Annotated in this window: 14 protein-coding genes; 10 read left to right on the top strand and 4 right to left on the bottom strand. The window is 39.1% G+C overall.

Going from position 1 to position 13,075, the window contains the following annotated elements; all coding sequences use genetic code 11:
* Window positions 1-123: 123 nt before the first annotated feature.
* From H561_RS0114390 to H561_RS0114375, 4 genes are all read left to right on the top strand, one after another.
* Window positions 124-840, top strand: a complete 717-nt coding sequence (locus tag H561_RS0114390; protein WP_027387654.1) for a polyprenol monophosphomannose synthase — start codon at window positions 124-126, stop codon at window positions 838-840.
* Entirely contained in the window at window positions 837-1,208 is a 372-nt protein-coding gene (locus H561_RS0114385) for a DUF4296 domain-containing protein (protein WP_027387653.1), read from the top strand. Before H561_RS0114390 ends, H561_RS0114385 begins: the two co-directional genes overlap by 4 nt.
* 74 nt (window positions 1,209-1,282) lie before the next feature.
* The gene (gene tgt / locus H561_RS0114380; RefSeq protein WP_027387652.1) at window positions 1,283-2,413 is read left to right on the top strand and encodes a tRNA guanosine(34) transglycosylase Tgt; all 1,131 of its coding nucleotides are present in this window, start codon (window positions 1,283-1,285) and stop codon (window positions 2,411-2,413) included.
* 87 nt (window positions 2,414-2,500) lie between these two features.
* Window positions 2,501-3,610, top strand: a complete 1,110-nt coding sequence (locus H561_RS0114375; protein ID WP_027387651.1) for an LptF/LptG family permease — start codon at window positions 2,501-2,503, stop codon at window positions 3,608-3,610.
* Here H561_RS0114375 and H561_RS0114370 read toward each other — a convergent pair.
* Window positions 3,604-4,320 (bottom strand): biotin--[acetyl-CoA-carboxylase] ligase, encoded by a 717-nt coding sequence (locus tag H561_RS0114370; RefSeq protein WP_027387650.1) that lies wholly within the window; start codon window positions 4,318-4,320, stop codon window positions 3,604-3,606. The genes H561_RS0114375 and H561_RS0114370 overlap by 7 nt on opposite strands.
* Before the next feature lie 86 nt (window positions 4,321-4,406).
* Here H561_RS0114370 and rsfS point away from each other — a divergent pair, with 86 nt between their 5' ends.
* From rsfS to H561_RS0114340, 6 genes are all read left to right on the top strand, one after another.
* Window positions 4,407-4,775, top strand: coding sequence for a ribosome silencing factor (gene rsfS / locus H561_RS0114365; protein WP_027387649.1), 369 nt, complete (start codon window positions 4,407-4,409; stop codon window positions 4,773-4,775).
* 14 nt (window positions 4,776-4,789) lie between these two features.
* A complete protein-coding gene (ftsH, locus tag H561_RS0114360; protein ID WP_027387648.1) occupies window positions 4,790-6,802 on the top strand; it encodes an ATP-dependent zinc metalloprotease FtsH in 2,013 nt (670 codons plus the stop codon).
* 135 nt (window positions 6,803-6,937) lie between these two features.
* Complete coding sequence (locus tag H561_RS0114355) at window positions 6,938-7,519, top strand: LUD domain-containing protein (protein ID WP_027387647.1); 582 nt, start codon at window positions 6,938-6,940, stop codon at window positions 7,517-7,519.
* 23 nt (window positions 7,520-7,542) lie between these two features.
* Window positions 7,543-8,415: a phosphatidate cytidylyltransferase gene (locus H561_RS0114350; RefSeq protein ID WP_027387646.1), complete on the top strand. Its 873-nt coding sequence runs from the start codon at window positions 7,543-7,545 to the stop codon at window positions 8,413-8,415.
* 4 nt (window positions 8,416-8,419) lie between these two features.
* Window positions 8,420-9,073, top strand: a complete 654-nt coding sequence (locus tag H561_RS0114345; protein ID WP_027387645.1) for a phosphatidylserine decarboxylase family protein — start codon at window positions 8,420-8,422, stop codon at window positions 9,071-9,073.
* A gap of 67 nt (window positions 9,074-9,140) precedes the next feature.
* Entirely contained in the window at window positions 9,141-9,479 is a 339-nt protein-coding gene (locus H561_RS0114340) for a T9SS type A sorting domain-containing protein (protein WP_155845798.1), read from the top strand.
* Window positions 9,480-9,571: 92 nt separating this feature from the next.
* On the opposite strand, the gene H561_RS0114335 is transcribed toward H561_RS0114340, so the two are convergent.
* From H561_RS0114335 to H561_RS0114325, 3 genes are all read right to left on the bottom strand, one after another.
* Entirely contained in the window at window positions 9,572-11,401 is a 1,830-nt protein-coding gene (locus H561_RS0114335; RefSeq protein ID WP_027387643.1) for an ABC transporter ATP-binding protein, read from the bottom strand.
* Window positions 11,402-11,454: 53 nt separating this feature from the next.
* Entirely contained in the window at window positions 11,455-12,378 is a 924-nt protein-coding gene (locus H561_RS0114330; RefSeq protein ID WP_027387642.1) for a M28 family peptidase, read from the bottom strand.
* A gap of 215 nt (window positions 12,379-12,593) precedes the next feature.
* Window positions 12,594-12,983, bottom strand: a complete 390-nt coding sequence (locus H561_RS0114325; RefSeq protein WP_027387641.1) for a DUF4293 domain-containing protein — start codon at window positions 12,981-12,983, stop codon at window positions 12,594-12,596.
* Window positions 12,984-13,075: the final 92 nt, after the last annotated feature.

Genomic DNA, 13,075 nt, shown 5'->3' with positions numbered 1-13,075 from the left:
TTTCAGGAATTCTTATTTGGTTGATAAAATGTTGTGATCGTGGCAACGGAAATATTTTTTGCAAAATTATAGATTATTTTGTATAAAATAAAAAGGTTAAATAAACTATCTTTGCACACTGAAATGAAAAAGCTGGTCATCATTCCTACTTATAACGAAAAGGAAAATATTGAAAATATTATTTCCGCAGTTTTTGCATTGGAAGATGACTTTCATATTTTAGTAGTTGATGATTCATCTCCGGACGGAACGGCGGACCTGGTAAAGGATTTGCAGAGAAAATTTCCGCACCATCTGCACCTGTCGGTCAGGAAAGTCAAGGATGGCCTGGGGAAAGCTTATATTCATGGTTTCAGATGGGCCCTAGAATACCAGTATGATTATATCTTCGAAATGGATGCCGATTTTTCCCACAATCCGAATGACCTTCCGAAACTTTATGAAGCCTGCTTAAAGGCGGATATGGCGGTTGGTTCAAGGTATTCGAAAGGCGTAAATGTAGTAAACTGGCCTATGGGAAGAGTGTTGCTTTCTTATTTCGCCTCAAAATATGTGCGGTTTGTCTTAGGGCTTCCGACCCATGATACAACAGCAGGGTTCGTCTGCTTTTCGAGAAGGGTTCTTGAAGAGATCGGACTTGATAATGTTAAGCTGAAAGGATACGGTTTTCAGATTGAAATGAAATTCCGTGCTTTTAAGAAAGGGTTTAATATCGTAGAGGTTCCTATTATTTTTACCAACAGGATATTGGGGGAAAGCAAAATGAACGGAGGGATTATTCATGAAGCCGTTTTTGGAGTGCTGAATTTAAAATGGAAATCGATAATCAACAGGTTATGAAAAAAATAATCTTTGTTTTCATTATGCTTTTTATGGTTTCCTGTGGAGGAAACTATATTGATAAGCCTGAGAATCTTATTCCGCAGGGCCAGATGGCAGAAATCTTAGCCGACCTTGCTATCAATGACCAGGCAACATTCATGTACCCGAATTCCAATCTGGAAGCCGGAACGAGATATGTTCTGAAAACCCATAAGGTAAAACCCGATGACTTTATTGCAAGCTTCAAATATTATGTCATCAGAGAAAAAATGAACGGGATTGCTGAAGACGCACAGAAAATAATATTGGAAAAAGATCCTAAAGCGGATCAATATGTAAAAGATCAGTTAAAGAAAAACGGAAATGTACCGGATTTCGCAAAATAATATTAAGATGCAGAACGTGTTCCATTCGACACAGGCATAAACTGCCATTGGCGGTGAATTAAAAAAATAGACGAATGAAATTTTTTAATATAGAAAAAACCTCGGAAGGGAAGGCTAGGGCCGGCGAAATGACCACAGACCACGGTAAGGTCCAGACCCCGATTTTTATGCCTGTAGGGACAGTTGCCAGTGTAAAGACCGTTCACCAGAGAGAATTAAAAGACGATATAAAAGCCCAGATTATTTTAGGCAATACCTATCATCTGTATCTTCGTCCGGGAATGGAAGTGATACAGGAAGCGGGAGGCCTGCATAAATTTATGAACTGGGATCTTCCCATTCTTACCGATTCAGGAGGGTTTCAGGTGTTTTCGCTTTCGGGAACAAGAAAGATGTCTGAAGAAGGAGTAAAATTCAAATCTCATATTGATGGAAGCGTTCATTTATTCACTCCGGAAAAATCTATGGAAATTCAGAGACAGATCGGAGCCGATATTTTTATGGCTTTTGACGAATGTGTTGCTTATCCTTGCGAATATAATCAGGTGAAAATTTCTATGGAAATGACGCACCGATGGTTGAAAAGATGTATTGATTGGAATGAGAAAAATCCGGAATTATATGGTCATAAACAAAGATTCTTCCCAATCGTTCAGGGGTCAACCTATTCGGATTTAAGGAAAATTTCTGCTGAAGTGATTGCTGAATCCGGGGCAGAAGGGAATGCCATCGGCGGACTTTCCGTAGGGGAGCCTGAAGAGGAAATGTACAGGATCACCGATGAGGTAACGGATATTTTACCTAAAGAAAAACCGAGATATCTAATGGGTGTCGGAACACCGTGGAATATTCTGGAATCAATTGGTTTGGGAATTGATATGATGGATTGTGTGATGCCGACAAGAAATGCAAGGAATGCCATGCTGTTTACCTGGAAAGGGGTGATGAATATGAAGAATGAAAGGTGGAAAAAAGACTTTTCGCCATTGGATGAACTGGGGACAAGTTTTGTAGACCGGGAATATTCAAAAGCTTATCTGAGGCATTTGTTTGTTTCCAAAGAATACCTTGCCAAGCAGATCGCCTCAATTCATAACCTGGCATTTTATCTGGAGCTGGTGAAAGTGGCCAGGGAGCATATTATGGCAGGCGATTTCTATGAATGGAAAAAATCCGTAGTGCCGGTTCTCAGACAGAGGCTTTAAATAAAAGATACAGGCGAATCACACAGGATATAAACAGAAGGATTCTGTAAATTTAAATAAGTAAAACGCATTGAAAAAGAAAGGATGCTGAAAATTATAGACCGGTATATTGTTAGGAAATATCTTGGGACCTTCAGTTTCATGCTGATATTGCTGTCTATAGTAGTGCTCGTCATTGATGTGCAGTCAAAAATTCCAAGAATTGAAAATGCAACTGCTATCGATGCAAAGCTGAATTTGACGTATTTCCTTATTCACTTTTATCCGTTCTGGATTATTAATCTGGTCATGACGTTCCTTTCGATTCTGGTATTCATATCGGTAATTTATTTTACCTCAAGAATGGCCAACAATACGGAGATTGTCGCCATTATAAGCAGCGGGGCGAGTTTTCACCGCTTTGCCAGGCCTTATTTGCTGACCTCCTTATTTATTGCCGTTCTGTCCTTGGGGATCAACCACTTTATTCTGCCATGGGCCAATATTCAGAAAAACCAGCTGGAAGCGTATACCTACAATGCTGCCAATAAAGAAAAAGTTTTAGGTACTGCCCCTGTTTCCGCTCAGCTGAGCAAAACGGAATATATTTTTATCAATTCCTGGAATAAAAGAGAAAAAAGAGGATCGGGGTTCGTGTATCAGAAGTTTGACAAAAATAGAAGGCTGAATTATGAGCTTAAAGCTTCCGATGTATCCTGGGACCAGGCTAAAAAACATTTCGTCCTGAATTCATATACGGAAAAAACCATCAATAAAAACGATACCGAAAAATTGTCAAATGGTTTTGACCTGAAGAAAAGTTACCGGCACGATCCTGAAGAGCTTTTCCCCAATGAACTTCTGGGACAGAATAAAACGACTCCCGAACTTTTAAAATTCATCAGAAGGGAAACGGAAAAAGGAAACAGCAATCTGAATGCCCACTTAAATGAGCTGCATCAGAGAACTTCAATGCCTGTTTCCATTGTAATCCTGACGTTTCTCGCCCTTTCGCTCTCTTCTCAGAAAAAGCGTGGAGGGCTCGGAATTAACCTGGCATTAGGAATTTCCCTGGCGTTTGTCTTTGTGTTCTCATTTGAGGCGTTAAAAGTGGTTTCAGAGAACAAAAGCATGTCGCCGGCATTGGCGATGTGGTTCCCAAATCTGGTTTTTTCCCCGCTTGCTTTATTTTTATACCTTAAAAGAGCTAATCAGTAAAGAAGTTTTATTTCTTTATGGTAGAAAGAGCGAAGACCGTCATTTTCAAGATCAATCCAGATTTCACCGTTTTCATCAGCATTTTTTATAATGCCATTTTGTCTCTCTTTATTAATTTCAAAAACCGAGATCTGATCCTTTCTGAATAAATTGGAATTAAAACGTTCTATAATTTCCTTTTCCGAAGGGGTATTCTTTAATTTTTCAACCAAAAATTGGTTGAGGTCTGCCGTAAGTTCCTCAAGTCCGAAATATTTTCCGGTTTGTGTCAGTAATGATCCTGCATTGGAAACTTCAGGGAATTTTTCCTGAAGTACGTTGATACCCAATCCGATAATGAAATAATTGTTTTGGCTGACTTTTTTCTTTTCGATTAAAATCCCGGCAATCTTTTTATTTTTGAGAATAATATCATTAGGCCATTTGATATTTACGGCAGTATCAGCCAGATTGGCAATGAAATCACAGATGATGATTGCGGTATAATAATTGAACATAAAGTCTGACAGTATAAAATCCCGGGACTTTACCGCAAGCGTATACGCTAAATTTTTATCAGCGGCTGATAACCATGTGTTTCCATACTGGCCCCGGCCACCAGTTTGATTAAATGTGTGTACCGCAATAAAATCTGAATCCTCATAAAGTAAAACCTTTGAAATTTCGTCATTAGTAGAAGAGCACTCTTTAATATAGAATAGTTGACTCATTTAAGAAAACTTTAAGACATTCGGGGGATAAAAGTAAGGCTAAAGTAAAAGAAAAACAATAAATTTGCAGATTATAGTATTTTTTAATGAATAAAACAGCAGAAAAACAAGAATTATTAGATAAAATCGTTGAGGCAATTCAGGATGTAAAAGGTGAAGATGTAATGATCTTTGATCTTTCCAACATAGAAAACTCTGTCGCTGAAACATTTGTCATATGTAGTGGGAATTCCAACACTCAGGTTGCGGCTTTAGCAGGAAGCATTGAGAAAAAAGTGAGGAATGAGTTGAAGGAAAGGCCATGGCACGTGGAAGGTACAGAAAACGCCATGTGGGTTTTGGTAGACTACGTTTCCGTAGTGGTGCACATTTTCCAGAAGCAGACCCGTGAGTATTATGACATCGAGGAACTTTGGGGTGACGCCGTCATTACCAAAATTGAAAATGAATATTAACTTAAAAATTATCAATGAACAATAAAGGATTTAACTGGTTTTTTCCGATTGCGATCATAGCCCTTTTGTTATTTTTTGTTCCCAGCCTTTTGGGCGACAACAATGCAAAATCTATAGATGAGGACGGTTTCTTCAGAGAAATGCAGGCGGGAAAGGTCCAGAGAGTTTTAATAGATAAACAGGCCCAGAAGGCTGACGTATTTTTAACACAGGCTGCTAAGACCGCTACGGTAAAAAAAGATGAAAAAGCAAACCCTTTTTCAAGTTTAGTGATGACTCCGAAAGCGGATTATACCCTTAAATACGGAGAATTACGTCTTTTCTTGGAGAAGTTCGACGCTTTAAAGTTGCAGAACCCGGCCATAAAAACCGCTAAAGATTATGCGGAAGGGGAAAGCCCTTTGATGGGATTCCTTGTTCAGGCATTGGTGTGGATTGCCATCTTGGGATTATTTTATTTCCTACTTTTCAGGAAGATGGGAAGCGGAGGCGGTCCCGGCGGGCAGATTTTCTCTATCGGAAAATCCAAAGCCAAACTGTTTGATGAAAAAGAAAAAATCCAGGTGACGTTCAAAGACGTTGCAGGGTTAGAAGGTGCCAAAGAAGAGGTGCAGGAAGTTGTGGATTTCCTGAAGAACTCGGAGAAATATACGAAGCTGGGAGGTAAAATCCCCAAAGGAGTACTCTTGGTAGGGCCTCCGGGAACTGGTAAAACCCTTTTGGCTAAAGCTGTTGCAGGGGAAGCTAAGGTTCCTTTTTTCTCACTTTCAGGTTCCGATTTTGTAGAAATGTTTGTGGGTGTGGGAGCTTCCAGAGTAAGAGATCTTTTTGCTCAGGCTAAAGTCAAGTCTCCTGCAATCATATTTATTGATGAGATCGATGCCATCGGTAGAGCAAGAGGGAAAAATAATTTCTCCGGCGGAAACGATGAAAGAGAAAATACCCTCAACCAGCTTCTTACGGAAATGGACGGTTTCGGAACTGATACCAACGTTATTGTCATGGCTGCCACCAACAGAGCTGATATCCTTGATAAAGCTTTAATGAGAGCCGGACGTTTTGACCGTTCGATCTATGTTGACCTTCCGGAATTGCACGAGAGAAGACAGATTTTTGATGTTCACTTAAAGAAAATCAAGCTTAGTGATAATGTAGACCGGGAGTTTCTGGCAAAACAGACTCCGGGATTCAGCGGAGCGGATATCGCCAATGTATGTAATGAGGCAGCACTGATTGCCGCAAGAAACAATCATGAATCGGTAAACAAGCAGGATTTCCTTGATGCAGTAGACCGTATTATCGGAGGTCTTGAAAAGAAAAATAAAGCGATCAAGCCGTCTGAAAAGAGAAGAGTGGCTTATCATGAAGCAGGTCATGCTACTATCTCATGGTTGGTGGAACACGCTTCCCCTCTTTTAAAAGTAACCATTGTTCCGAGAGGACGTTCTTTAGGAGCAGCTTGGTACCTTCCGGAAGAAAGGCAGCTGACCACTACGGAGCAGATGCTGGACGAGATGTGTGCAACATTGGGAGGAAGAGCGGCAGAGCAGGTGATTTTCAATAATATTTCCACAGGAGCACTTTCCGATTTAGAAAGTGTGACGAAGAGAGCTCAGGCCATGGTGACCATTTATGGATTGAGCCCGAATATCGGAAATATATCGTATTATGACAGTTCAGGCCAGTCTGAATATTCTTTCGGGAAACCGTATTCTGAAGAAACGGCCAAGAGAATCGATATTGAGATCAAAGGGATCATTGAAACTCAGTACGACAGAGCCGTTCAGATCCTGACGGATAATAAAGATAAACTGGATGCTTTGGCTGCTAAGCTTCTGGAAAAAGAAGTTATTTTCAGAGAAGATCTGGAAGAAGTATTCGGGAAAAGAGCCTGGGACCCGGAATTGACGGAGAAGCCGGTTACCAATACCATTCCGTTATCAAAAGAGCCCCAGGAAGAAATTATCATTAAAGATAAAGAAGGGGAAAATGAAATTCAGGCTCCCGACAGCCCGACTCAGCTTTAAAAACTCTTTTAAAATAAATTATTCAGCCTGACAGTTCTAAATTGTCAGGTTTTTTCGTATTTATAAGTATGTTTATAGATTCCTATTTGATTAATTTTTATATTTTTGTATAAAGATGATTAAAAATAAATTAAGTTGAATTTATTCAAAAGAATTGTAAGCAAACTTACCAGCCAGTCTGAAGAAGAAGAAAAACAAAGTCTGGAAAAACTAGGAGATTCACTGAAAAATGCGGATCTTGACTATAAGTTTGCGCAGTTGTTTACGCATTCAGGAGGCTTTTTTAATTACTGCGCGGATGAGGCTGAGGCACTGCAGACTTTAAACCAGATCATCAAGATAGAAGGGATCGGTAATCTCTTCTGTTGGGACAAAGATCTTCAGAACTTTCTGAATGTGGTAAAAACACCGTATTCTTCCGAGCTACAGAGTACCAATGATGCCAGTTTTATTACCTGTGAATACCTTATTGCCTATGACGGAAGGATCATGCTTTCGCATAACAATATTCTTCATTACCATTCTTCAAGGCTGCCGAATAAAATTATCATCATGGCTAATGTTTCACAAATTGTCAGCAATCTCAATGATGCCATGGGAAAGATAAAGCGGAACGGGAATATCAAAAACCTTACGTCTATCAGCGGAGGGCAGTCTAAAATGGATACCTCTTCCACAACCAATCCGAAACTTTTTTTATTGCTGCTTGAAGATTAGGCATCAACTTTAAATTTAATATCTTGGACAAAAATCTTATTCAAAGAACCCTTTCCGGAATTGTGTATGTCGCCATCATTATTCTCTGCACGACTCCGCTCGGAGCTCAGCTGATCAACGGGATTGCTCCGGGTCTTGTAAAACAGGAATATTTATACTATGGTTTGATTACTCTTTTGTTGGGTGTCGGTTCCTGGGAATGTGTTAAGATGATGAAATTCGGGGATGGCTATGAAAAATGGGTCGTTTTGCCTTTAATCATTTTTATCTTTTACGTTTTTTCCAAAAGGTATTTTCATTTTGATTTTTTCTTTGATTTCAGGATCAGTGAAATTCTTGCTATGCTTTTAATCGTTATTGCGGTTGTTACGCTTTTTAAATATCCCAATGAGCTTTATTATGACAGTGGGAAACTTATTTTTACTGTTATTTATGTAGCGCTTCCGTTCAGTTTTGCGCTGGGTCTTCCTAAATTTTCGAGTTTTGATGACCGGTTTTCCTTGGAGGTGCTGTTCCTGTTTATTCTGATCTGGAGCAGTGATACTTTTGCATACCTCACCGGTAAGTTTTTTGGAAAGCATAAAATGGCTCCCAAAATATCGCCTAAAAAAACCTGGGAAGGTTATATCGGTGGTGTTATCCTAACTCTTGTATTATCTTATTTCATTGAACAGTATCAGCCTGAACTGCGCGGAAACTGGATGGTCGTAGGATTTCTGGTGGCTGCATTCGCTCCTGCAGGAGATCTGGTGGAAAGCCAGTTGAAAAGAAATTTCGGGGTAAAGGATAGTGGAAACATTCTTCCGGGCCATGGAGGTGTTTTAGACCGCCTGGATAGTTTTTTAATCTGCGTGCCTGTCGTATATTTGTATTTTATTTTAGAAAAATTTATATAATCTCATGAAATTACACAGAGAATCAAAAGGAACGATTGCTGTTGCCACCATTTTATTTATTATTGTGGGAGCACTGGCCATTTATTTTCTTGAAATGTGGTCATTGACGATCATTCTGCCGTTATTGGTAATTTACAGTTTGGTATTCTGGTTTTTCCGGGTTCCCAACCGTGATATTCTTGAGCACAAAGAGAATGTTATTGCTCCGGTTGACGGAAAGGTAGTGATGATTAAAGAAGTTGAAGAAAATGAATTCCTTAAAGAAAAAGTGATTCAGGTTTCTATTTTTATGTCTCCTTTAAATGTCCATATCTGCAGATATCCGGTTTCGGGGGAAGTCATTTATAAAAAATACCATCCGGGAAAGTACCTGGTAGCCTGGCATGAGAAATCATCTACAGATAATGAAAGGACAACCATTGCCGTAGAAAGCTTAACCCATCATAAAGTGGTCTTCAGGCAGATTGCAGGTTACGTGGCCAGAAGAATTGTTTTTTATTGTAACGAAGGGGATGAAGCCAAAGCCGGACATGAATTTGGTTTCATTAAATTTGGTTCAAGAATGGATGTTTTCCTGCCTTTGGATACGGAGATTGTCTGCAAAATCGGTGATATAACAAAAGGCGGTCTGGATGTAATTGCCAAAATGAAGGAATAAGATCAGATAACTCAAATAATATAGAAGAACAGCGGACGCTGTTCTTTTGTTTTAAGTGATATTGTCATTGTCTACCGGAAGTCATACGTTTAAATATGAAGTGCTTACAGCGGTGTTTTACAGACAGAGTGGTGAGATTGTACTCTCCCTATATATGCAGAGCTTGAACCAGACCTTATCTGTCAAAGATATATCTGTAGTGGACGTTTCGGTTTATCCCAGCCCCACCTCTGATTATGTAATGATTAAAGGAGGAAAGAAAGTAAGCGGTGTTACCGTTTTATCAATGGAAGGAAGAAAACTGTCTGAAACGGATCATTCAAAAATTGATCTTACCTCTTACCCTGTAGGAACCTATCTGCTGAATATTCAACTGGAAGGTGGATCCAGTTTACGAATAAGATGATAAAAAAATAATTTTTTGCAACAAACCTGTAAAAAAAGAGAAAGCTTATTCGGGCTTTCTCTTTTTTTATCATATCTCGGCAAGGCTTTATACTAATCGAAATTCTGCAGTTCTACCAGTTTATGGTACATGCCTCTTTTGGCAATCAGTTCATGGTGGGTTCCCTGCTCTACAATATTTCCTTTCTCCATGACCACGATCCAGTCGGCTTTCTGGATGGTGGACAGCCTGTGGGCAATAACCAAGGAAGTCCTGTTCTCCATCATTTTTTCCAGCGCATCCTGAACGAATCTCTCTGATTCCGTATCCAAGGCTGAAGTGGCTTCATCAAGGATCATGATAGGCGGGTTTTTCAGTACCGCTCTCGCAATGGAAATCCTCTGCTTCTGACCGCCGGAGAGCTTTCCGCCTGCATCTCCGATATTGGTATCATACTGGTCCGGGAGGTCCATAATAAAGTCATGAGCATTTGCTACTTTAGCAGCAGCTTGAATGTCGTCTAGTGATGCATTGGGCTTGCCCAATGATATGTTGTTTCTGATGGAATCGTTAAACAATATATTGTCCTGTGTTACCAGTCCGAATAACTTTCTGTAGTTCGAAAGTTTTATATTTTTTATATTTTCACCATCCACCAGAATTTCCCCGTTATTGACATCGTAAAAACGGGTAATGAGATTGGTTATTGTGCTTTTTCCGCTGCCGCTCTGGCCTACCAGAGCAATGGTTTTGCCCTTGGGGATTGACAGTGAGAAATTTTTAAGAATATCTCTCTCCTCATACCCGAAAGTAATATTTTTAAATTCAACATTTTTCTCAAATCCTTTTATTTCTTTCGCATGTTTCAGTTCTTTAATATGATAATCTGCATCAAGGATTTCAAAAATCCTTTTGGCCGAAACTTCTCCCTTCTGAAGATTCGATATAGCGGAAGATAAAGCTTTTAGAGGCTGTAATATGGTATAGAATAAAGCAATATATGTTATAAATTCACTTCCGGATAATCCTTTCCCCTGAATTGCAAGCCGGCCGCCGAAATACACAATCATACCTATGGTAATGGCTCCCAGGAGCTCACTTACAGGAGAGGCAAGGGCCTTTTTCTTAAACAAGCGTAAGGAAAGATATCTTATTCTGTTAAGAACATCATCGAATCTTTTCTTGATTTGGGGAGAAGCATCAAAAATCTTGATGATTTTCAATCCCACCAGGGTTTCATCCACAAAAGAATACATTTTTCCGAGTTCATTCTGAGCTTCACCCGTATCTTTCTTCAGGCTTTTCCCGATAATTGAAATTAATGTACCCATGATAGGGAATACAATCAGAGTAAAAATCGTAAGCTGAAAATTGGAATACAAAAGATATCCCATCGTAATAATAATAACGATAGGGGAACGGATGATATCAATTAAACTGTTTAAAATATTAGATTCCACTTCACTGACATCAGACGTTATTCTCGCAAACACATCTCCCTTTCTGGAGTTGGTGAAAAATGATACCGGCAGCTCTAAAATCTTGTCATGCAGCCTGATCCTGAAATCCCTTGAAACACCGGTCCTTGAAAACGTAAGATAAAATTCTGATAAATAGCTGAAAATGTTTCTCAGAAAGAACATTGATATGAACAAAATGCAGGTAATCAATAGGATATATTCTGGTCCCTTTTCAATTTGCAGTTGCTGAATGTTATAATTGAAGCTGTCTTTAAGAAATGTGCCGGCATTGGAAACCCCTTCATAAATAGGCGGGGAATCAATTTTTTTAGTCTCTTTATCAAAAAGGATATTCAAAACAGGCATGAAAAAAAGCATGGCAACGATATTGAATAAAGCATAAAGAACATTAAAGAAAATACCGGCTGCAATAGATTTCTTATACGGAAGTATATTTTCTATCGCTCGTTTATAATAACTCATTAAATTTTAGATTAATCAAACAAAAGTAAGGAAAATTAATAGATCGGACGTTTCTAATCCAGTTTTACTTTATCGTTGTACTTCGGGGTGAAATTCTCAGGAGTTAATTTCTCCAGCGTTTTTCCGAAATTATTAATGATCTGCATCATGTTGGCAAAATCAACAATATTTACATCATCGCTTTCATTGTGGTAGTGGGCTGCTTTCGTCATGTCGACTGTTGAAAGGGAGTGGGCAATAATCTTCTTTTTAACAAAGCTTACATTATCTGACCGGTAGAATAGCTGTTGGGCAGCGTAAGGGTCAGGGTTGATCTTCAGGCCATTGGTGGCATTCTGGTTGAACAATTCATCCAGGTCTGAAAATTCATCACCGGTCATAAACAAAGCATTCTTCCCGAAAGCCGATTCTGTGGCTACCATTTCAAAATTAAAAAGAGCAGCGAGGTTATGATAGATGTTATCCAGATTCTGATCTTTAGAAATGGCTTTTGATCCCAGCATGCCTTTTTCTTCACCGTTGAAGGCCATAAAAACCATGGAGAATTCAGGTTTTTTACTCTTAAAGTAATCGGCGATTCCTACAAGGGTGGTAATCCCGCTGGCATCATCATCGGCACCGTTGTAGATGTTGTCCCCGCTTTTCTTGCTTGTTCCAATGTGATCAAAATGTCCTGAAAAACCGAGATATTGATCTGTTGTTCCTTTTTTGACACCACATACATTGTAAACCGTTTTCCCCTTATACTGAAAAGGAACCAGGTAAGAATTTCCGGTGCAGTAGTCTAAATTGTTTTCTTTAAAAAGCCTGGCAATATACTGGGCGGCATTGTCATTTTCCGGCGTCCCGATTTCACGGCCCTTCATTTCATCGGAAGCCAATGTTGAAAGTACGGTCCTGATTCTCTCTTCAGTAACCTGCTGTGAAAAAGCGAATACGGAGAAGAGTGAAAAAGTAAGGTAGGTAAGTTTTTTCATGTAAATAAATTTATAAACAATCTGTCGCATGTTTACCGGAAATGTTGCACGAAATAATATAAAATAATTTTTTCTCCTCCATCTTTTGAAGATGTGCGTGAATTGTTGACCTAAATGGAAGGCAAACCATTGGGCAAATCCGGAATCTGCACAGGATTAAATAAAAAAACAGCTCCTGAAAAGAAGCTGTCCTTACTCAAAAAATCGTTGTCAGGCTATCGGAGTCGGTCTACCGATTTTACGAGCCTCTCATCTCTTTTGATGTATACGTTTGCAATACACAAACAGATCACCGCAATCAATGGGAAAACCGGCTCAATACCCTTCTCAGGAAACTGAATTCCTCCGGATAAGTTAAGTAACCAGTACGCCAATACACCAATCAACAAAGCGTTTATAATGATGCTGATGGTATTCAGCAAAATTTGTCTTTTTCTGTTCTTATAACTGAACACACTCAGTAATCCAATTAAAACAAGGGCTACACAGGCAATATTGATCACTGGAAACTGATCGGAAATAATCACATCCTGTGCCGTAACAAACAGGAATACCGCAGCCAAAACTGCTAAAAAAGTCCATATGGTCTGTATTCTTTGTAACATTGAATATTTTAATCTAGGCAAAAGTAGCATAAATTTTGCACAATTCAAAAATAAGTGTAGATTTGCATTATACAATGTACTTGAAAATAAAA

The organism is Chryseobacterium gregarium DSM 19109 (assembly GCF_000430845.1).
GTDB lineage: Bacteria > Bacteroidota > Bacteroidia > Flavobacteriales > Weeksellaceae > Chryseobacterium > Chryseobacterium gregarium.
This window is presented reverse-complemented; position numbering and strand designations above follow the sequence as displayed.